A 21,525-nucleotide genomic window follows, 5' to 3' on the forward strand; every position below is an offset into this window, starting at 1 on the left:
TTCTTCAGGGCATCTCGTCTCAGACGCCGATCGCCTCGGTCAGCACATCCTCGTGCGAGGCGGTCCGGTAATCGTGGCTCGCCACCAGCCTGCCCTGGCGGAAGACATGCAGCCGGTCCGCCAGTTCATAAACCTCGGGCAGGTAGGACGAGATCAGGATGATGCCCGCTCCCTGCTTCAGGAGCTCGGCGAAGAGGCGGTAGATTTCCGCCTTGGTGCCGACATCGACGCCGACGGTCGGTTCGTCGAAGATGAAGAGGCGTGCACCGTGGCTCAGCCACTTTCCGATGACGATTTTCTGCTGGTTGCCGCCGGACATGGCAGACGCCAGTACGGCGCGGGTCGGCGTCTTGATCTTCAGATCGTTGATCTGCTTGTCGGCGTTTCCGGCTTCGAGCTTGGGGCTGATGGTGAGGCCCCGGCTCAGGCGACCGAAGACCGGCAGGTTGATGTTGAGACCGATCGGCAGGTTGAGGCAAAGGCCCTGGTCGCGGCGGCTTTCAGGCGCGAGCGCAATGCCGAGATCCATGGCCTTGCGTTCAGTGTCGATGACGACCTTCTTGCCGTCCCAGAAGACCTCGCCCGCGCTGCATTTGTGACGGCCATAGAGGCCCAGCGCAAATTCGCTGCGACCGGCGCCGATCAGGCCATAGAGACCGACGATCTCACCCGAGCGGACCGAAAGCGAGACATCCGAGAAGCCGGGGCCGGACAGGCCTTTCGTCTCGAGGATGGTCGCGCCGATCGGCAGTTTTTCCTTGTGGTAGATCTGCTCGATCGAGCGGTTGATCATCAGCGAGATGAGTTCGGCGTCGTTGGTCTCGCCGATCAGGCGCGTGCCGACATGGGTGCCGTCGCGCAGGACCGAGACGCGGTCGGCGAGCTCGAAGACTTCTTCCATGCGGTGGCTGATATAGACGATGGTGACACCTTCCGACTGCAGGCGGCGGATGAGGCGGAAGAGCTGGGCGGATTCCTGGCGCGTGAGATAGGCGGTCGGCTCGTCGAAGATCAGGAAGCGAATGCCGCGCATCGCGGCACGGGCAGTGGCGACCAGCTGCTGCTGGCCGATCGTGAGATTGCCGAGGATTTCGCCGGCCGGCAGGTTGAAGCCGAGGTCGTCCAGAACGTTCTGCGCGGCTGTCGTCATGGCGCGCTGGCGCATGATGCCGCCGGACGACATCTCGTCGCCGAGGAACATGTTTGCTGCGACCGAAAGGTGCGGGCAGAGAACGACTTCCTGGTGCACGGCATTGATGCCGCGCTGGATCGCCTCGTTCGGCGTGGCGAGAGCAACCGGCTTGCCACACCAGCGGATCTCGCCCGATGTGCGCGGAATGACGCCGGTCAGAAGTTTGATGAGGGTGGATTTGCCGGCGCCGTTCTCGCCGACGATGGCGTGGATTTCACCGGCGAGGAAGGTGACGGTCGCGGGCTTCAGGGCCTCGACGGCGCCATACTTCTTCTGCAGGCCGACGAGCTCGAGGATCGGCTTTCCCGGCGGGATGCGATCGGTCTCCAGCAGTTCCGGCTGGTCGTCATGCCGGTGGCTCACATCGTGCAGCGAAGTCATGTCATTCCTCCCAAATCACAGCGAAAGCGGCCGACGCCTCCCGCGTCCGCCGTTTCCGATCCGGCACGCGCGACGGATGCCGCGCGTGCCGAAGTCTCGATCAGTTGACCTTCGGGTTCAGAAGGGCATCGATCTTCGGGTCTGCCATGTTGGCCTTGGTCACCAGGTTTGCACCGGTGTCGACGAAGGTTTCGACCTTCTCGCCCTTGGACACGGCAAGCGCGGTCTTCACGCCGTCATAGCCCATGCGATACGGATCCTGGACGACGAGGCCGGCGAGAACGCCTTCCTTCAGGAATCCGACAGTCTTTTCATCCGAGTCGAAGCCGATGACCTTGATCTTGTCGCCGAGCTTGTTTTCGGCAATCGCCTGGCCAACGCCCTGTGCCATGATCAGGTTGGAGGCGAAGACACCGACGAGGTTCGGGTTGGCGGTGATCAGGTCGGTCATGATGTTGAGGCCGGTGGTGGCCTGGCCGTCAGCAAACTTGTCGACGGTGACCGTGATGCCCGGATACTTGGTCTTCAGCTGGTCGAGGAAGCCTTCGCGGCGCTGGTCGAGCGAGCCGACGCCCGGAAGGCTGGTGATGATGGCGACTTCACCTTCTTCCTTGCCGGTTGCTTCCTTGATGGCGGCAACGAGGCCGTCAGCGGCGATGCGGCCGCCCTGGACGTTGTCGGTGGTCAGGAACGAGGTGAAGGCCTTGGAATCGGCGCCGGAGTCGATGCCGATGATCGGCACGGCCTTGGCGGCTTCATCGATCGGCTTGCCGAGTGCCTTGAACTCGGTCGGCGAGATGACGACGGCGGCCGGCTTGCCGGCAACAGCGTTCTCGAGAATGCTGATCTGGCCGTTGATGTCGGACTCGGACTGGGCGCCCAGTTCCGGCACGCTCACGCCGAGATCCTTGCCGGCCTGGCGGGCGCCGGCGAGCACGATCTGCCAGTAGAAGGACGTGGTGTCCTTGACGATGATCGGAATGGTCACGTCCTGTGCGAAGGAAGCGGCCGGCATCATCGACGTCATCATTGCAGCGCCGGCGATCCCCATCAGGGCGCGGCGAGTCATGCTCTTCAGAATGATCATTGTGGGTTCTCCTCTCAACGCGTCCTGTTCCTCCGGTGAGATCGGCCCGCAGAACGCAACCAGGTCGATCTTTATCGATAAAAAACATTTTATCGAGGCACGCTACTCCAGCATCCTGGAGATTGCAAGCGGACAAAAGCGGTCTCCTCCAAACCCCTTTCGCCCTTGTTTTCAGGGCATTCCGAACCTTTTCAGACCCGGTGAACCTCTTCCGGATAAACGACGCCCTTCTTCAGAATGACGTTGCCGTAAATCCGCAATTCCGTGGTCGCGACGATATAGGCGGCCGTCTGCGCCCGCTCGTAAAAGGCAAACCGCTCGAGGCTTTCGAGCTGGAAGTCACCCGCAAGCCTGGTGATCATGGCCTGGAACTCCGCGCAGATTTCCGGTACCGCATGTGGGTCGCCGACGACCTGCATCCGCCAGGCCGCATCGTCGACGAACTGGTCGAGCGGCATATGTGCCAGGATCGCCTCCAGGATCTCGACCGCGCCGACGCCATCGGCGCGGATGACCGGCGGACCCATGGTCGAGGCCGGGAAATTGCCGTCGGCAATCACGATCTCGTCGCCGTGGCCCATGGTGGCGATGGCGTGCAGAAGGTCGGGTCCGAGCAGGGGATGGATGCCTTTCAGCATTGTCAACTCCTATTCCCGGACCGCATCATCGCCGAGCGGCGGTGCGACCAGCGTATGCGCCTCGAACGGGGCGAAAGCCGAGGCCGGCAGTTCCTCCGCCGTCAGCGCCATGTTGCGGTCGAGGCTTTCCGGCTTTGCCGTGCCGATGATGACGGAGGCGACCGCCGGATGATGCAGCGGAAACTGCAGGGCAAACTGAGCAAGCGGCTTGCCGGCCTGCTTTGCCAGACCCTCCATGGCGCGCACCTTGGCGAGCACCTCGTCGGTAGCCGGCGTGTAGTCGAAATGGGCGCCGGGCACGGCACCTGTCGCGAGAATGCCGGAGTTGAACACGCCGCCAGCAGTAATCGAGGTGCCGCGCTTTTCGCAGAGCGGCAGCAGTTCCTCGACGGCAGAGCGGTCGAGCAGGGAATAGCGGCCTGCCATCAGGATGACGTCGATGTCGATGTCGGCCATCATCTCGAGGCAGGCAGGCACCTCGTTGACGCCAAGACCGAAGGCCTTGATGGCGCCGGAGGATTTCAGCTGGTCGAGCGCCTTGTAGCCGCCGTCGCGCAGCTGCTTCACATAGCGATCATTGACCGCGCGGCCATGGGTATAGACGCCTATATCGTGGACATAGAGGATGTCGATGCGGTTCAGGCCGAGGCGTGCATAGCTAAAATCGACCGAGCGCATGATGCCGTCATAGCTGTAATCATAGACCAGCTTGAAGGGCAGCGGATCGACGAAGCCGACATTCGGGATCTGATCCTTTGGGACCGGTGCCAGCAGGCGGCCGACCTTGGTCGAGAGCACATAGCTGTCTTCCGGCTTGTCGCGCAGGAAGTCGCCGACATAGCGCTCGGCCTGACCGAAGCCGTAATGCGGGGCCGTGTCGAAATAGCGGATGCCGTGATCCCAGGCCGCCTGCAGCGTGGCGATCCCGACATCGCGCGGGCAAGGGCGGTAAAGGCCGCCGAGCGGGGCCGTGCCAAAGGAGTATTCGGTCACTTCCAGAGCGGTCTTGCCGATGCGTCTCGTCTTCATGCTGATATCCGGATCCCTGTTGTCGAGGTCAGAGCGTGGCACCGAGGTGCCACGGCACGAATTCGTTGTCGCCGTAGCCGAAGAGCTCGCTTTTGGTCTTCTTGCCCGAGGCGGTCTCGATGATCAGATCGAAGATGTCGCGGCCAAGCCCGGAGACGCTGGCATCTCCCGTGGCAATCACGCCGCAGTCGATATCCATGTCCTCTTCCATCGAATTGTAGAGCGCAGTGTTGCTCGTCAGCTTGATGGAAGGCACGGGACGCGAGCCGAAGCAGGAGCCGCGGCCGGTGGTAAAGGCAATCACATTGGCGCCACCTGCCACTTGGCCGGTCGCCGAGACCGGGTCATAGCCGGGGGTGTCCATGAAGACGAGGCCGTGCTCGGTGACACGTTCGGCGTAGTTGTAAACGGCCGTCAGCGGCGAGCGTCCGCCCTTGGCGACGGCGCCGAGTGACTTTTCCAGAATCGTGGTGAGGCCACCCTTCTTGTTGCCGGGCGAAGGATTGTTGTCGAGCGAGGCACCGTGCTGGGCGACATAGGCCTCCCACCAGGAAATCAGCCCGTCGAGCTTGACAGCGACTTCTTCGTTGACGGCACGGCTGCGCAGGAGATGTTCGGCACCGTAGATTTCCGAGGTTTCGGAGAGAATGGCGGTACCACCGGCGCCGGCCAGGATATCGACGGCAACGCCGAGTGCGGGGTTGGCGGTGATTCCGGAAAGTCCGTCGGAACCGCCGCATTGCAGGCCGACAATGATCTCGCTGACGGAAATCGGTTCACGACGAAGGGTGCCGACTTCGGCTGCAATCTCCTTGAGGATCGCAAGGGCGTTTTCGACCGCGCGGCGCGAGCCACCGGCATCCTGGATGTTGAAGTGACGCTTTGAGGCACCGGCGCCGCTCTGGCCGTAAAGTGTCAGCTGGTTTACTTCGCAGCCGAGGCCGACCATCAGCACGCCGCCAAAGTTCACATGCCTTGTGTAGCCGGCTATCGTTCTGTGCAGCGTGCGCATGCCGTCGCCGGTCGAGCTCATGCCGCAGCCCTGGTCATGCACGATCGGCACGAAGCCGTCGATGCCCTCGTAATGGGGCAGGATGGTGCGGTTGGCGGCATCCGCAATCGCCCGACAGACCGTGGTGGAACAGTTCACGCTGGCGATGATGCCGATGTAGTTGCGGGTGGCCGCACGCCCGTCGGCGCGGCGATAGCCCATGAAGGTGCGGCCCTTGTCGGCTGCCGTCGCGGTTTCGGGGGCGGCAAGCCCGCTGACCGAAAGGCGGTCCTCATCGAAGGCGAGATTGTGGGAATGGACGTGGTCACCGGCCGCGATGTCCGTGGTCGCGCGACCGATCGCCTGAGCGTATTTGACGACCGGTTCGCCCTTCTTGATCGCGCGCACGGCCACCTTGTGGCCGGGGTCGATCCTTGTCGCCGCAGCCGCGCCGCCGGGCAAAACATGCCCTGGCTCGATGGCAATAGTGGTCACCGCAACATTGTCGTCCCGCGAAAGCAGGATGCAGGCTGGTTTCGACACCCGATGTTTCTCCCATGCGTCCGGTGACACCGGATCCTGTGTTTTGTCTTTTATCGGCAATAGACAGTTGCTCGTCAATGGGTATGATATCGATAAAGAACAATTTGCTCCGGTGAGGGGCGGGAGGAAGAGGACCCAGACCAAGAAGAGGCAGGGCCACCGCAATCGGTGGTTTCCGTTGCGCTAAGGCGTGTCTTGCGCCATGAGGCAAGAGACCGACCCGCCCGCATGATTTCAACCCAGGCAGAGCCATGGCAAAGCAGAACACCGTCTTCAAGGACGCCTACAACCGCACGCTGAAGCTGATCGAGGAAACGGACACGCTTCCCTCGGAGCCGGAGCTTGGCGGACTGCTCAGCGTCAGCCGGACGACGGTGCGCGCGGTGCTGACGCGGCTCGGCGAGGTCGGCCTGGTGGCCTGGGACAAGCGTTCGAAGACGGTGCTGCGCAGGCCGGAGCAGAGCGACTACTTTCCGGACGAGGAAACCAGTTCGCTCTCGGAAATCATCGAGCGCAGCTTCATGAGGCGCATCCTTGCCGGCGGGGCGCAGCCCGGCATGCAGATCAACGAGCTGGAGCTTGCCCGCGAGATCGGCATCGGCACGACCAGCGTTCGGGAATTTCTCATTCGTTTCAGCCGCTTCGGTCTGATCGAGAAGCGTCCGAACAGCCATTGGGTGTTGAAGGGTTTTACCCGCGAATTTGCGCTTGAGCTGACCGAAGTGCGCGAAATGTTCGAGCTGCGCTCGGCAGCCGCCTTCGTTCGTCTTGCGGAAGAGCATCCCGCCTGGGCGGAGCTCAAGGCGGTCGAGGCGCAGCATCATGCGCTGCTGGCCGATATCGACAATCGCTACATGGAGTTTTCGGAGCTCGACGAGCGCTTCCACCTGCTCGTCCAGAAGGCGTCGAGCAACCGCTTCATCATCGATTTCTACGACATCATATCGATCGTCTTCCACTATCACTATCAATGGAACAAGACGAATGCGCGGGCGCGCAACCAGCGGGCGCTCGAGGAGCATGTGGACTACATCAAGGCGCTCTTCTCCCGCGATCCGTCCGCGATCGAGAAAGCCTGCCGCCAGCATCTGAAATCGGCACGCGAGACGTTGCTGCAATCGATCCAGGAGACCGCCTGATCCATGAACACGCCCATCCTGCAATTCGGCACGAGCCGGTTTCTTCAGGCGCATGCCGATCTCTTCGTCAGCGAAGCCATGGAAGTCGGCAAGGCCTTGGGCGCGATCACCGTGGTGCAGACAAGCGGTGATCCGCAACGTGCCGGGCGGATCGGAGCCTTGTCGGCGCCGGAAGGTTTCCCGGTGATCATCCGCGGGCTGGAGAATGGTGCTCCGGTGGAGCACAAAGTTCGTGTCCGCTCCGTTGCCCGATCGCTGTCGACCGCAACGGACTGGGCCGAGGTCAGAAGGATCTTTGTCGATGAGGCGCGTGTCGTTCTCTCGAACACCGGCGACAAAGGCTATGCCCTTCTCGATGGCGACAGTCTCGACGGCGTTCCACAATCCTTCCCGATGAAGCTGCTTGCGCTGCTCAAAGCACGTCACGAGGCGGGTGGCGGACCGCTGACGATCCTTCCCTGCGAGCTGATCTCGCGCAATGGGGATGTGCTGAAGCGCCTGATCGCCGATCTTGCCAGACAGTATGTGTCGGACCCGGACTTCGATGTCTGGCTTTCCGAGCGGGTGATCTGGGGAAATACGCTGGTCGACCGCATTGTGTCCGAACCGATCGAGCCGGCAGGAGCAATCGCCGAGCCCTATGCGATCTGGGCCATTGAACGGCAGCCCGGTCTCACCGTCCCTTGCGAGCATCCCTCGATCAAGGTGGTCGACGATCTGACGCCCTATGAGCGGCTAAAGCTGCATATCCTCAATCTCGGTCACACGGTGCTGGCCGATCGCTGGCTCAAAGACGCAAGACCGGAGGCGGAATGCGTCAAGGACATCCTGGCGGATGCCGCGATCCGGGCTGAGCTTGAGGCGATCTATACGCAAGAAGTCGTACCGGGTTTTCGCCAGCATGGCCTGGCTGACGAGGCCGAGGCCTATGTGGCCACCACGCTCGAGCGGTTCCTCAATCCCACTCTCGACCACAGGCTGCGCGATATCGCCGGCAATCATGCGGAAAAGATTGTGCGGCGCATCATCGGTTTCCAGGACTGGTGTCCTGCCGTCGCCATGCCGAAGCTGTCGGCGATTGTTGGCCGCTGACGGCCCTCAGGCAGGCGGCTGGCCCTTGGAGCGCATGCGGCGACGAAAGGCGGTCGGCTTCTCGACGAAGCGTTCGCTGAAGGCTTCGTAGAAGCGCGAGACCGATCCAAAGCCGCTTTCGAAGGCGACATCGGTGATCGAGAGATCGGTCGAGATCAGCAGCGACTGGGCCGTGTCAAGGCGATGGCGGACGATGGCCTGGTTGATGGTGTGGCCAACGGCGCGTTTGAAGATCGACATAGCGTAGTTCGGATGCAGGCCAACGGCGCGGCTGACATCCTCGGCCGAGATGTTTTCCAGGGCGTGTTCGGCGATGAAGCGCAGCATGCGTTCAATGTGTTCGACGCGCTCACTGTCATTGGCGCTGAAGCTGGCAATCGCCGAGCCTTCCTCGCGCAGGTCCCGCCAGCCGTCGCGCTCGATCCTGAGAACCCGCGCCGTGAGTTCGTTGCGAACGATCTCGGTCAGGTTCTCGTCACCGGCGAGCAGTTCTTCGCGCCAGCGCTGGAAGATGTCCCGGTCCCAGGAGCGGATTTCCAGCGCTTCGATCATGGCGCCACGAAAGACGGCATCGCGGAAGCGGCTTAAGTTTGCAAGGCCAAGGAAGACCGACATCGGGACATAGAGGCAGACGAAGCGTGTTCCCTCCCGCCGATCGATCACCTGATGCGGGATCATGCCCCAAAACAGGCAGAGGCGACCCTCGTCGACGGTGAGTTCGCGCCCGTCGAACCAATAGGTCATGTGGCCCGACAGGACAAAATTCAGCTCGATCTGGCTGTGCATGTGTGGTCCGGCCATGCGGTGAACCGTCAGGCTCTCGCCCGCGCAAAAGCGGTGGTCGCCGAAGATGACCAGCGGGTGTCGCGGATCATGGTCCGGGTGCACCGGAACGGATTCGTCATCCAGAAGGGGTTTCACATGTTCCAAATCTTAGGATCCCGGAAAAGTTACAGCAAAACTCGGTAGATTATTACGGGTTTGAATCCGATGATCAAGGCGAGCTGACAAATCTGCCCCGGCGGGATCCGGGGCCAAGGCTCCGCAGATACGTTGCATACCGGTCATAGGGAGGAAAACATGACCTTTTTCAAAAGCCTGAGCGCTATCGCTCTGGGTGCTGTCCTGCTGTCGTCCACCGCATTCGCCGGTGAGATCGTTCTCAATTCGAACCACTCCGACCCGGCGCCGAAGAAGGCGATCGAGGACCTGATTGCGGACTTCCAGGCCGCCAATCCGGGGATCACGGTCAAGTGGAACAACTTCGACCACGAAGGCTACAAGTCTGCCATCCGCAACTTCCTGACCGCTGACGCGCCCGATGTCGTTGCCTGGTTTGCCGGCAACCGCATGGAGCCCTTCGTCAAGGCGGGCCTCTTCGAGGACGTGAGCGACGTCTGGGAAGCCAATGGCCTCAACGACCAGCTGAAATCCGCCGCGCCTTCGATGACCATCGACGGCAAGAAGTGGGGCGTGCCCTACACCTACTACCAGTGGGGCATTTACTACCGTAAGGACATCTTCGCCGAGCAGGGCATTGAGCCGCCGAAGACCTGGGCCGAGTTCCTGGCTGCCTGCGAAAAGCTGAAGTCAGCCGGCATTACCCCGATCACCATCGGCACCAAGGCTCTGTGGCCGACCGGCGGCTGGTTCGACTATCTGAACCTGCGCGTCAACGGCTACGAGTTCCACATGGAGCTGACCTCGGGCAAGGTTCCGTACACCGACCCGCGCGTCAAGGCCGTGTTCGAGAAGTGGGGCGAGCTGGTCAAGGCCGGCTACTTCAATGAAAACCATGCCGCGATCGACTGGCAGGACGCCATCCCGCAGATGGTGCAGGGCAAGGCTGCCATGTATCTGATGGGCAACTTCGCCGTCGCCACCATGAAGGATGGCGGTCTGAAGGAAGAGCAGATCGGCTTCATGCAGTTCCCGGAAATCACCGCGGGCGTTCCGATGGCCGAGGAAGCGCCGACGGATACCTTCCACATCCCGTCGGGTGCGAAGAACAAGGAAGATGCGAAGAAGTTCCTCGCTTTCGTTGCTTCGCCGGCTGCCCAGTCGAAGATGAACGCAACGCTTGGCCAGCTGCCGGTGAACAACCAGTCGGAAAAGCCGGCTGATCCGTTCCTGCAGGCCGGTTTCGAGATGCTGTCCAACGCCTATGCGCTGGCACAGTTCTACGATCGTGACGCCGATGCCGAAATGGCAAAGGCCGGCATGGAAGGCTTCCAGGAATTCATGGTGAAGCCTGACCGTCTCGATGCGATCCTGGAGCGTCTCGAAAAGACTCGCGCCCGCATCCACAAGTAAGCCTTAGAGCTCCCTGCGCCGGGTGCTGTGGGTCCCCTGGGCCCATGGCATCCGGTTGCCGTTTCCCGTTTCCTCAGAGGTGCCGCCATGAGCAACACCGTTCCAACGACTTCCAGCTTCTGGAAGCGCAACCAGCAGACGCTCGCGCCGATTCTCTTCCTCGCGCCCGGCATGCTGATGTTCGTGATCTACGTGCTCGTCCCGATCTTTCAGTCGATCTGGATCAGCTTCCACGACTGGGACGGTCTCGGTGCGATGACCTGGATCGGGCTCGGCAATTATGTCGAACTGCTCGACGATGATTCCTTCTACATCTCGCTCGAGAACAATCTGATCTGGCTTGTTCTGTATCTGCTGGCGATCCCCGCGGGCCTCGCCGTCGCGCTCTTCCTCAATCAGACGGTCGCCGGCATTCGCCTTTACAAGTCCCTGTTCTTCTTCCCCTTCGTGATCAGCCAGGTCGTCGTCGGCCTGATGTTCACCTGGTTCTATGCCCCGGACTTCGGCCTTTTTTCGAAGCTCGTCGAACTGGTCACCGGTCAACAGTTTGCCGTCCTCGCCGACGAGCGCTTCGTGACTTACGGCATTATCGTCGCGGGCCTCTGGCCGCAGACGGCCTATTGCATGATCCTCTACCTGACCGGCCTCAACAACATCAATCCGGAGCAGGTCGAGGCCGCCCGCATGGACGGTGCCAAGGGCCTGAAGCTGCTCTGGTACGTGATCCTGCCGCAGCTCGCGCCGGCCACTTTCATCGCCATGGTCGTGACGGTCATCGGCTCGCTGCGCTCCTTCGACCTCGTGTCGATCATGACGGCAGGCGGCCCCTACGGATCGAGCCAGGTTCTCTCCTACTTCATGTATGAGCAGGCGCTCTCCGAATATGGCTTCCGCATGGGTTACGGCGCATCGATCGCGGTCGTGCTGTTCCTGATCATGATGGTCTTCATCTCGCTCTTCATCGTTCGCATGCTCGCCCAGGAAAGGAACGCCTGATGTTCCCCACTCCGATCCAGAAGGCCTCGCCCTTTGCGCAGACGGCGTACAAGATCCTGCTGCCGGTTGCCCTCTTCCTCTGGCTTCTGCCGCTGATCGGCGTGGCGATCACATCGGTACGCCCAGCCGGTGACCTCGCCGCCGGCAACTACTTTGGCATCCCCTCGGGTTTCGCCGGTTTCGAGAACTATTCGGCGGTCTTCAACAACTCGCCGATCGGCTATTACATTCTCAACTCGTTCAAGGTGACGATCCCGACGGTGATCGGCGCGGTGGCGCTGTCCTGCCTCACCGGCTTCGCGCTGGCGGTCTACAAGTTCAAGGGCAATCTCGTCCTGTTCTTCCTGTTCGTCGCCGGCAACTTCATCCCGTTCCAGATCCTGATGGTTCCGGTTCGCGACATGACGCTGCGCGCGGGTCTCTACGACACGACCATGGGCCTCGTGCTCTTTCACGTCGCCTTCCAGACCGGTTTCTGCACGCTGTTCATGCGCAACTTCATCAAGGGCCTGCCCTTTGCGCTGATCGAATCGGCGCGCGTCGAGGGTGTCTCGGAATGGCGGATCTTCCGCTACATCGTGCTGCCGCTGATGCGCCCGGCCATCGCCGCCCTCTCCGTCCTGATCTTCACCTTCGTCTGGAACGACTACTTCTGGGCGACCGTGCTCGTGCAGGGCCAGCACGCCATGCCGGTGACGGCAGGTCTTTATTCGCTGAACGGCCAGTGGGTTGCCGCCTGGCATCTGGTGTCCGCCGGATCGATCGTTGCGGCCCTGCCGCCGGTCGCGATGTTCTTCCTCATGCAGCGCCACTTCATTGCCGGCCTCACACTCGGAGCGACCAAGGGATGAGCAAGATTGTCACCATCGATTCGGGACAGCTGGCGCTGAGCCTGCGCCTGCCCGAACTCGGCATGCCGGAAATCCTGTCTTTTGGGGCAGAACCGGCAGAAACCGATCCCCTGTTCGAAATCGAACGATCGAGCCGAGTCAACGGCATGGATGTGGCTGTCCCATCATACGTTCTGCTGCCAACAGGCGGCATGGGCTTCTTCGGCTGGCCGGCGATTGCAGGTCACCGCGGGGGCCGCGATTTTGTCGCCCAGTTCGGCCAGTGGGAATTCTTCCGCGACGGGCATCACACCATCCTCGCCGGCATCGATCCTGTCGCGAAGCTCGCCCTGTCGATCACCCTGACCGCCCATCCTTCCGGCCTCATCTCGATGGCGACGAAGCTGACCAATCGCGGCGACACGGACTATCAGCTCGACCGCTGCATGGCCGGCACCTTCCTTGCGCCGGCAGGTGACCTGCAGGTGATGAGCTTCACCGGCATCTGGGGGCGTGAGTTCCAGACGCGGCGCGAGCTTTTGGGCAACGGTACCTGGATCCAGGAAAACCGTCGCGGTCGCACCTCGCATGATCGCTTCCCGATGCTGTTCATCGAGAGCGAGACCCAGATCTTCGGCGTGACACTCGGCTTCAGCGGCAACCACCAGATGGTGATCGACCGGACGGATGACGGCCGCCGCCTCGTGCATCTCGGGGAGCTGTTCGAGCCGGGTGAGATCATTCTTGCGCCGGGTGAAAGCTATGAGAGCCCGGTTGCCTATGCCGGGGCCGATACGGAAGATTTCCACGCCTTCGTGCGCGAAGAGCTGATCGACTGGCCGGGTGGCCGGATGACGCCGCGCCCGGTGACGCTCAACACCTGGGAAGGCAATTACTTCGACCACCAGATGGACTCGCTCAAGGCCCAGGCGACAGCCGCAGCCGAGCTCGGTATCGAGCGTTTCGTGCTCGACGACGGCTGGTTCGGCAAACGCGACAACGACACGACCAGCCTTGGCGACTGGGACATCGATGCGCGCAAATATCCCGATGGCCTGAAGCCGCTGGTCGATCATGTCACAGGGCTTGGCATGCAGTTCGGCATCTGGTTCGAGCCTGAGATGGTGAACCCGGTCTCCGAGCTCTACAAGGCGCATCCCGACTGGGCACTGACGATCGAGGGCCGTCCGATCCTGGAATCGCGCACCCAGCTGGTGCTGGATCTGACGCGTCCCGAGGTCTCCGACTATCTCTTCGGCAAGATCGACGCCGTACTGTCGAACCATGCCGTCTCCTACATCAAGTGGGACATGAACCGCGATCTGACGCATGCGGCCGGTCGCGACGGCAAGGCGAAGACTGCCGCCCAGACCCGCGCCGTCTATGCGCTGATGGACCGCGTTCGTGCGGCTCACCCCAATGTCGAAATCGAAAGCTGCGCCTCCGGTGGCGGACGTATCGATTACGGCGCCTTAAAGCGCACCCATCGCGTCTGGACGTCGGATTGCACGGATGCGCTGGAGCGGCTGGAAATCCAGCGCGGCGCTTCGGTCTTCGTGCCGCCGGAAATTCTCGGCAGCCATATCTCGGCCTCGCCGAACCATCAGACCGGTCGTCGGCACACGCTTGCCTTCCGGGCGCTCGTGGCCATCGCCTATCATCTCGGTGTGGAGCTGAACCCGCTCGAACTCACCGATGAGGAACGCGTCGAACTCAAGGTCTATATCGAGACCTACAAGCGGCTGCGCGATCTCTTCCATGCGCCGAGCGCCAGTTTCCGCATGGAGCCGCTGGACGGTCGCTATGTCTGGGGTGCGGCTTCGGCCGAGAAAATCGTGGTGATCGTCGCCCAGGGACCGCAGATGGTGGGCGAACAGCCAGCACCTCTGCGTCTGCCCGATGAGATCACCCAGTTCGGCGGCCAGTGGCGGATCAAGACCGTGCTGCCGGCAGAACCGCAATTCATCCGCATCTCCGAGGGCCAGAAGGCGCTGCTTTCCGGTGCCGTCACCTTCGCGCTTTCCAGTGCCGGACTTGCCGGCCTGCCGCTGCCGATGCTGACGCCCGAAAGCGCTCTTCTCCTCGAACTCGAACCGATCAAGGGAGGCAAGACCCATGGCTGATGTAAGCCTGCGTGGCGTCAAGAAACAGTTCGGCGCGCTCAGCGTCATCAAGGGTGTGGACCTCGACGTCAAGGACGGCGAGTTTTGCGTCTTCGTCGGCCCCTCCGGCTGCGGCAAGTCCACGCTTCTGCGCCTGATTGCGGGCCTTGAGGAGATCACCTCCGGTTCGCTGGCGATCGGTGGCCAGGACATGACCAGCATCGGCCCCTCCGAGCGCGGCGTTGCCATGGTCTTCCAGTCCTATGCGCTCTACCCGCACATGACGGTTGAGGAAAACATCGGCTTCGGCCTGAAGATGACCGGCCATTCCAAGGCTCTGATTGCGGAGCGCACCGCCGTTGCCGCGAAGATGCTGCAGCTTGAGCCGCTTCTGCAGCGCAAGCCCGGCCAGCTTTCCGGCGGCCAGCGCCAGCGCGTCGCCATCGGCCGCGCCATCGTGCGCAATCCGGAAGTCTTCCTGTTCGACGAGCCGCTGTCGAACCTCGATGCGGCGCTGCGCGTCCAGATGCGCACGGAGCTTTCCAAGCTGCATCAGGACCTCAAGGCGACGATGATCTACGTGACGCATGACCAGGTCGAGGCCATGACCATGGCCGACAAGATCGTCGTGCTGTCTGCCGGCAAGATCGAGCAGGTCGGTTCGCCGCTCGAACTCTACCACCGCCCGAACAACCTGTTCGTTGCCGGCTTCATCGGCTCGCCGAAGATGAACTTCCTGAAGGTTCAGGCTTCGGCTGCCGACGGTGTTGCCGTGGTGCGTCTGCCGGGTGGCGAGATCTCGATCCCGACGCATGGGGCGAGCGTTCCGGCTGGCGAACTGACCTTCGGCCTGCGCCCCGAGCATATCGACGCGACCGGCAAGGGCGATGTCGTCATCGAGGCGACCGTCAAGCTCGCGGAATATCTGGGATCTGAGACGCTGTTCTTCGTCACGCTTGCCGATGGCTCGGAGCTTGCGGTGAAGGCCGATGGTCTGGCCAGCGAGAAGCCCGGCCAGACGCTGCGCCTCGGCATCAATGCCAAGGCCTGCCATCTGTTCGATAAGGACGGCAAGGCCGTCATCAATGGGGATCTGACACGATAATGCTGGGCGTCTGCTACTATCCGGAACACTGGGACGAAAGCCGGTGGCGAACCGACGCGCGCCGAATGCGCGAAATCGGCATTTCCTTCGTGCGCATCGGCGAGTTCGCCTGGTCTCGTTTGGAGCCCTCGCGTGGCAATTTCACCTTCGAATGGCTCGACCGGGCGATCGACGTGCTGCATGAAGCGGGCCTGAAGGTCGTCTTGGGCACGCCGACCGCGACTCCGCCCAAGTGGCTGGTGGACGAATGCCCCGATATCATTCCCTATGACGAACACGGCCGCCCGCGCGGCTTCGGCTCGCGCCGTCACTATACCTTCTCGTCGGAGACCTGGTGGAAGGAAAGCGCGCGGATCGTCGAGATGGTCGCCAAGCGCTATGGCGAGCACCCCGGCATCGTCGGCTGGCAGACTGACAATGAATATGGCTGCCACGATACAACCCTCTCCTGGGGGGCCGAGGATCTGAAGAGCTTCAAGCGCTGGCTGCGGCTGCGCTACCAGTCGACCGATCAGCTGAACGAAGCCTGGGGCTCGGTCTTCTGGTCGATGGAGCTCACAAGCTTCGATGACGTCGCCCTGCCGAACCTGACGGTCACCGAACCGAACCCGGCGACGCGTCTGGACTTCTGGCGTTTCCATTCCGACCAGGTCGCGGCCTATGACAAGATGCAGTGCGAGATCATCCGCAAGCATTCGCCCGGTCGCTGGATCACCCATAACTTCATGGGCTTCGTGTCCGACTTCGACCACTTCAAGGTTGGCGACAATCTCGATCTCGCCTCCTGGGACAGTTATCCGATCGGCTTCGTCGAGAAGTTCCCCTTCACCGAAGACGAGCGCAATCGCTGGGCCGAAACCTCGCATCCCGATATCGCGCCCTATCACCACGATCTCTATCGCGCGGTCGGCAAGGGTCGCTTCTGGGTGATGGAGCAGCAGCCGGGTCCGGTGAACTGGGCGCCGTGGAACCCCGTGCCGAAGCCCGGTATGGTGCGTCTGTGGACCTGGGAGGCGTTGGCACATGGAGCAGACGTCGTCAGCTATTTCCGCTGGCGTCAGGCACCGTTTGCGCAGGAGCAGATGCATGCGGGTCTGAACCTGCCGGGTCTCGACGAGTGGTCGCCGGGCGGCAAGGAAGCCATGCGGGTCTCGGACGAACTTGCGGCTCTCGGGGCGCTTCCCGAAACGAGCCAGGCACCCGTGGCACTGGTCTTCGACTATCAGAGCTACTGGTCGACGATGATCCAGCCGCAGGGCAAGGATTTCCGCTACGAGGAACTCTGCTTCCGCTGGTATGAGGCGCTGCGCCATCTCGGCCTGAACGTTGACTTCGTCCGTCCGGGCGCGTCGCTCGAGGGCTATCCGCTCGTTGTCGTGCCCTGCATGACGGAAGTGACTGAAGCCGCGCGGGCCGAGCTTGAGAAGACCAAAGGTGTTGTGGTGATCGGTGCGCGCACGGGTTCGCGCGACCGCAATTTCCGCATACCGGAAAACCTGCCGCCGGGTCCGCTCGGCGCACTCACAGGCAATCGCGTCATTCAGGTCTCCTCCATGCGTCCGGGTCTCTCGGATGGCGTTTCCGGTGCGGTTTCGGGTCATGCGATCCGTTGGCGGGAATATCTGGAGACCTCGGCCTCGGTGCTGGCGACCTTCGACAATGGCGATCCGGCTCTCACCGAGAAGGGCAAGGTGCTCTATCTCGCCTGCTGGGCGGATGCCGGACTTCTCGCCGAGGTGCTGGAACTGGCCACGAAGAAGGCCGGCGTTGCGACGCTGCGCGTACCCGACTTCATCCGTATCCGTCGCCGCGGTGACCTCGTCTTCGCCTTCAACTACGGCACGCAAGACTGGGCGCTGCCTGCAGATGCCGACCCGGTGCTTGGCGAGCCCGTCCTGAAACCGCAGGCAGTCGCCGCCTGGCGGACCTGATCTCAAAGCTCTCGAAGGCCGGCATCACGCCGGCCTTCCCGTCTTGCCCGGATCGAATTCCGGAACTCAACCATGGCTCACCGGTTTGACCCTCGAACCCACACGAGGAGACAGACCGATGGCCGATTACCCAACACCGCCGTTCTCGCAGGACAAGGTCCCCATGCCGGGCCGTACCGCCGACATGAATCCCCGGCCGGACCACGGCGAGGAGAGTTACAGGGGCTCTGGAAAGCTCGAGGGCCTGAAGGCCATCATCACCGGTGGCGACAGCGGGATCGGCCGTGCGGTGGCGATTGCCTATGCGCGGGAAGGTGCCGATGTGCTGATTTCCTATATCGAAGAAGATGAGGACGCACAGGATACCGCCCAATGGGTGGAGAAAGCGGGCCGAAAGGCCGTGCTGGTTCGGGGTGACATCCAGAATGCCGATCATTGCCGGGAGATCGTCGACACTGCGGTTCGCGAACTCGGCGGCGTGGACATTCTTGTCAACAATGCTGCCCATCAGGCGACATTCGAGGACATCACTGAAATCCCGGATGAGGAGTGGGAACTCACCTTCCGCGTCAACATCCACGCGATGTTCTACCTGACCAAGGCTGCCGTGCCGCATATGAAAAACGGCGGTTCGATCATCAACACGGCGTCGATCAATTCGGATAGTCCGAGCCCCCATCTTCTCGCCTATGCGACGACCAAGGGTGCGATCCAGAACTTCACCGCCGGGCTTGCGCAAATGCTGGCGGAGAAGAAGATCAGGGCCAACTGCGTTGCGCCCGGTCCGATCTGGACGCCGCTTATTCCGTCGACGATGCCGGAAGATTCAGTCAAGAACTTCGGCAAGCAGGTGCCGATGCAGCGCCCCGGCCAGCCGGCGGAATTGCAGACGGCCTATGTGATGCTCGCAGATCCGCTTTCCAGCTATGTGTCCGGCGCGACGATCGCCGTCACCGGCGGAAAGCCGATTCTCTAAGTCGGCCTTGCCTTTGGCGCGCGGCGTGGCAAGTTGCGCGCCATGAACAAAGTGATCCTGATCATTCTCGACGGGCTGCGCTACGACGTGGCCCGCTCCTGTCTCGGCTATATGGAAGGGCTCGTGGCTGCGGGGCGGGCGGATGTGCGCAAGCTGACCTGCGAACTGCCCGCCATGTCGCGGCCGCTCTATGAGACCTTGCTGACCGGGCGAAAGCCCGTAGACCATGGCGTGGTCAGCAATGGCGTGGTGCGCCGTTCGATGGGGGACAATCTCTTCGCGCGGGTCAGGGCCCAGGGTGGCGTGACCGCTGCTGCCGCCTATCACTGGGTGTCCGAGCTTTATGTCTCCTGCCCGTTCGACCGGTATCGCGACCGCATTCTCGTCGATGGTACAGGCGATATCAGCCATGGTGTTTTCTATTGGGACGATGCCTATCCCGACAGCCATCTCTTCGCCGATGCCGAATGGCTCATTCGGTCCAAGGCGCCCGATTTCCTGCTGCTCCACCCGATGAATGTCGATGATGCCGGGCACAAGCATGGGGGCTACAGTGTCGATTATCGCAATGCGGCGCGCTTGCAGGGCGATCTGCTTGCGCGGCATGTGCCTGGCTGGCTCGAGGCCGGTTACGGCGTCATCGTCACGGCAGATCACGGCATGGGTGACGACGGCAATCATGCCGGGCCGACGCCGGAGGAGACGGAAGTGCCCTTCTACACGGTCGGCTTCCGGGTCGAGAAAGCGGCCCTGCTGCAGCAGATCCAGATTGCCGGCCTCGTCTGCCGGTTGATGGACATTGATCCCGGCGACATGCCGGCCTTTGGCGGGACCGTGGAGCGCCTCTGAGACAATGTGTGCCTGATCCGGTTTGGCTGCCTGCCGTAGTGGGTAGCACAGACCCGCAGGAGATCCAGATGTCCGACTTTTCCGGAATGACGTCCCTCAATCCCGGCTACCGTGCCCTCGTCCTTGGCGCAAGCGGGGGCATCGGCGGCGCGTTTGCTGCCGCGATCAAGGCCGATCCTGCCTGTGGCCGTGTGATGGAACTCTCTCGCAGTCGTGACGGGTTTGATATCACGGATGATTCCTCTGTGGGGGCGGCGGCAGCCCTGTTTTTGGAAGCAGGTCAGAAATTCGATCTCATTCTCTGTGCGACGGGTGCGCTCGTCATCAATGGCAATGGCCCGGAAAAGACGATCAAGGCGATCCAGGCGGATGTGATGGCGGCGCAGTTTGCGCTGAACGCCATCGGCCCGGCGCTGGCACTGAAGCACTTCGCGCCGCTGCTCTCCAACGAGGGCAAGAGCGTGTTTGCCACGCTGTCGGCGCGGGTCGGCTCGATTGGCGACAACAAGCTCGGCGGCTGGATCTCCTATCGCTCGGCGAAATCGGCCCTCAACCAGATCACCCGCACCTCGGCGATCGAGATTGCCCGTCTCCGACCGAAAAGCGTGGTGGTCGCCTTGCATCCCGGCTCCGTCGATACCGGCTTTTCCGGCGGCTTCTCCAAGACACATGACAAGATCCAGCCATCCGAAAGTGTCGCCATGATGCTTTCGGTGCTTGATGGCCTTGAGCCTGCCCAGACCGGCGGCTTCTTCGCCTATGACGGCCAGCCGATCGAATGGTGAAGGCATCGCGTATCCATCTCGTTCTCGGCGACCAGCTTACGCATTCGCTGTCTGGCCTTGCCGATGCCGATCCGGAAACCTCGCTGGTGCTGATGGCGGAAGTCATGAGCGAGGCGACCTATGTGAAGCATCACAAGAAGAAGATCGCCTTTCTCTTTTCCGCCATGCGGCACTTCGCCGAAGAGCTAAGGCAGACGGGGTTCCAGGTCCGCTATGTGACGCTTGATGACCCCGAGAACACTCAGAGCCTCAAAGGTGAGCTTGCCCGCGCGCTTGCCGAGAGCGGCGCTTCCGCAGTCATCGCCACGGAATGCGGCGAATGGCGTCTGGCCGAGGAGATGCGGGGCTGGGAAACGGATCTCGGCGTGCCCGTCGAGATCCGCGAAGACGATCGCTTTCTCTGTCCGATCGAGGACTTCCGCACCTGGCGCAAGGGCCGCAAGCAGCTGCGCATGGAGTATTTCTATCGCGACATGCGTCGGCGGCATCGGGTGCTGCTGGAGGGTGAGGAGCCTGTCGGCGGCAAGTGGAATTTCGATGCTGAAAACCGCAAGCCGCCGGATGAGGGGCTGAGAGGGCCGAAGCGGATCAGTCATGCCAAGGACGACATCACGAAATCCGTTCTGGCATTGGTCGGACAGCGTTTTGCCGATCATATGGGATCACTCGACAGCTTCCATTTCGCCGTGACTGCTGGCCAGGCGCAGATCGAGTTGCAGCAGTTCATTGACGAGATCCTGCCAAACTTCGGCGACTACCAGGACGCTATGGTCAAGGGCGAGCCCTATCTCTACCACTCGCTCATCTCCGCCTACATCAATGCCGGATTGCTGCTGCCGATCGATGTCATCCGCCGGGCGGAGGCCGCATGGTTCGAGGCACGTGCGCCGCTCAATGCGGTCGAAGGCTTCATTCGCCAGATCCTCGGCTGGCGCGAATATGTGCGCGGCATCTACTGGACGGAGATGCCTGATTATGCCGGCCTGAACCATCTCTCGGCCTCCCGCCCGCTGCCCCAGATGTACTGGACGGCAAAGACCGAGATGGCCTGCATGCAGGGTGCGATCGGGGACACGATCGAGCATGCCTACTCGCATCACATCCAGCGACTGATGGTAACGGGCAATTTTGCCATGCTGGCCGGCATCGATCCGGCGGAGGTCTGCGAATGGTACCTCGCGGTCTATTCCGACGCCTATGAATGGGTCGAGTTGCCGAACACGCTCGGCATGGCGCTTTATGGCGATGGCGGCATCATGGCCAGCAAACCCTATGCGGCGAGCGGCAAGTATATCGACCGGATGAGCAATTTCTGCGGCGGCTGCCGCTACGATCCGAAACTGACGACCGGGCCGAAGGCCTGCCCCTTCAATGCGCTCTACTGGGACTTCCTCGATCGCAACACGGAAAAGCTCGCTCGAAACCCCCGGCTATCGAACATGTATGCGACGTGGCGGCGAATGGACCCGTTCAAGCAGGAAGCGATCCGCAAGCATGCGGCGCAGATGCTCGACACGCTTAATACCCTCTGACGGCTGTTTCGACC

At 62.0% G+C, this 21,525-nt stretch carries 18 protein-coding genes; 12 read left to right on the forward strand and 6 right to left on the reverse strand.

Annotated features, from left to right (window positions below; all coding sequences use genetic code 11):
• Positions 1-19 precede the first annotated feature (19 nt).
• The 5 genes from H6M51_RS06810 to H6M51_RS06830 form a co-directional block, all read right to left on the reverse strand.
• Complete coding sequence (locus H6M51_RS06810) at positions 20-1,573, reverse strand: sugar ABC transporter ATP-binding protein (RefSeq protein ID WP_185809132.1); 1,554 nt, start codon at positions 1,571-1,573, stop codon at positions 20-22.
• Between the two features lie 100 nt (positions 1,574-1,673).
• On the reverse strand, positions 1,674-2,660 hold the full coding sequence (locus H6M51_RS06815) for an ABC transporter substrate-binding protein (protein WP_185809133.1): 987 nt from the start codon (positions 2,658-2,660) through the stop codon (positions 1,674-1,676).
• 191 nt (positions 2,661-2,851) lie between these two features.
• The gene (locus H6M51_RS06820) at positions 2,852-3,298 is read right to left on the reverse strand and encodes an RbsD/FucU family protein (protein WP_166600477.1); all 447 of its coding nucleotides are present in this window, start codon (positions 3,296-3,298) and stop codon (positions 2,852-2,854) included.
• A 9-nt stretch (positions 3,299-3,307) separates the two neighbouring features.
• Positions 3,308-4,327 carry an aldo/keto reductase gene (locus H6M51_RS06825; RefSeq protein ID WP_185809134.1) on the reverse strand — a complete coding sequence of 340 codons (1,020 nt, stop codon included), beginning with the start codon at positions 4,325-4,327 and terminating at the stop codon, positions 3,308-3,310.
• A 28-nt stretch (positions 4,328-4,355) separates the two neighbouring features.
• Positions 4,356-5,861 carry an altronate dehydratase family protein gene (locus H6M51_RS06830; RefSeq protein ID WP_185809135.1) on the reverse strand — a complete coding sequence of 502 codons (1,506 nt, stop codon included), beginning with the start codon at positions 5,859-5,861 and terminating at the stop codon, positions 4,356-4,358.
• A gap of 251 nt (positions 5,862-6,112) precedes the next feature.
• Here H6M51_RS06830 and H6M51_RS06835 point away from each other — a divergent pair, with 251 nt between their 5' ends.
• Positions 6,113-7,000: a GntR family transcriptional regulator gene (locus tag H6M51_RS06835; RefSeq protein WP_185809136.1), complete on the forward strand. Its 888-nt coding sequence runs from the start codon at positions 6,113-6,115 to the stop codon at positions 6,998-7,000.
• Between the two features lie 3 nt (positions 7,001-7,003).
• On the forward strand, positions 7,004-8,092 hold the full coding sequence (locus H6M51_RS06840) for a mannitol dehydrogenase family protein (protein WP_185809137.1): 1,089 nt from the start codon (positions 7,004-7,006) through the stop codon (positions 8,090-8,092).
• A gap of 6 nt (positions 8,093-8,098) precedes the next feature.
• Here H6M51_RS06840 and H6M51_RS06845 read toward each other — a convergent pair whose 3' ends face one another.
• Complete coding sequence (locus H6M51_RS06845) at positions 8,099-9,022, reverse strand: helix-turn-helix domain-containing protein (protein WP_185809138.1); 924 nt, start codon at positions 9,020-9,022, stop codon at positions 8,099-8,101.
• 150 nt (positions 9,023-9,172) lie between these two features.
• Here H6M51_RS06845 and H6M51_RS06850 point away from each other — a divergent pair, with 150 nt between their 5' ends.
• The 10 genes from H6M51_RS06850 (at position 9,173) to H6M51_RS06895 (ending at position 21,511) form a co-directional block, all read left to right on the forward strand.
• Positions 9,173-10,405: an ABC transporter substrate-binding protein gene (locus H6M51_RS06850; RefSeq protein ID WP_185809139.1), complete on the forward strand. Its 1,233-nt coding sequence runs from the start codon at positions 9,173-9,175 to the stop codon at positions 10,403-10,405.
• A gap of 87 nt (positions 10,406-10,492) precedes the next feature.
• Entirely contained in the window at positions 10,493-11,401 is a 909-nt protein-coding gene (locus H6M51_RS06855) for a carbohydrate ABC transporter permease (protein WP_185809140.1), read from the forward strand.
• Positions 11,401-12,252 carry a carbohydrate ABC transporter permease gene (locus H6M51_RS06860; protein ID WP_185809141.1) on the forward strand — a complete coding sequence of 284 codons (852 nt, stop codon included), beginning with the start codon at positions 11,401-11,403 and terminating at the stop codon, positions 12,250-12,252. The genes H6M51_RS06855 and H6M51_RS06860 overlap by 1 nt, the downstream gene beginning before the upstream one ends.
• Positions 12,249-14,354 carry an alpha-galactosidase gene (locus tag H6M51_RS06865; protein ID WP_185809142.1) on the forward strand — a complete coding sequence of 702 codons (2,106 nt, stop codon included), beginning with the start codon at positions 12,249-12,251 and terminating at the stop codon, positions 14,352-14,354. Before H6M51_RS06860 ends, H6M51_RS06865 begins: the two co-directional genes overlap by 4 nt.
• Positions 14,347-15,438: an ABC transporter ATP-binding protein gene (locus H6M51_RS06870; RefSeq protein WP_185809143.1), complete on the forward strand. Its 1,092-nt coding sequence runs from the start codon at positions 14,347-14,349 to the stop codon at positions 15,436-15,438. The genes H6M51_RS06865 and H6M51_RS06870 overlap by 8 nt, the downstream gene beginning before the upstream one ends.
• A complete protein-coding gene (locus H6M51_RS06875) occupies positions 15,438-17,369 on the forward strand; it encodes a beta-galactosidase (RefSeq protein ID WP_185809144.1) in 1,932 nt (643 codons plus the stop codon). Before H6M51_RS06870 ends, H6M51_RS06875 begins: the two co-directional genes overlap by 1 nt.
• A 118-nt stretch (positions 17,370-17,487) precedes the next feature.
• Positions 17,488-18,345 (forward strand): SDR family oxidoreductase, encoded by an 858-nt coding sequence (locus tag H6M51_RS06880; RefSeq protein WP_185809145.1) that lies wholly within the window; start codon positions 17,488-17,490, stop codon positions 18,343-18,345.
• A 42-nt stretch (positions 18,346-18,387) separates the two neighbouring features.
• Complete coding sequence (locus H6M51_RS06885) at positions 18,388-19,194, forward strand: alkaline phosphatase family protein (RefSeq protein ID WP_185809146.1); 807 nt, start codon at positions 18,388-18,390, stop codon at positions 19,192-19,194.
• Positions 19,195-19,262: 68 nt separating this feature from the next.
• A complete protein-coding gene (locus H6M51_RS06890) occupies positions 19,263-19,979 on the forward strand; it encodes an SDR family oxidoreductase (protein ID WP_185809147.1) in 717 nt (238 codons plus the stop codon).
• Positions 19,973-21,511, forward strand: coding sequence for a cryptochrome/photolyase family protein (locus H6M51_RS06895; protein WP_185809148.1), 1,539 nt, complete (start codon positions 19,973-19,975; stop codon positions 21,509-21,511). Before H6M51_RS06890 ends, H6M51_RS06895 begins: the two co-directional genes overlap by 7 nt.
• Positions 21,512-21,525: the final 14 nt, after the last annotated feature.

It is taken from the genome of Rhizobium sp. AQ_MP (genome assembly GCF_014237835.1).
GTDB lineage: Bacteria > Pseudomonadota > Alphaproteobacteria > Rhizobiales > Rhizobiaceae > Allorhizobium.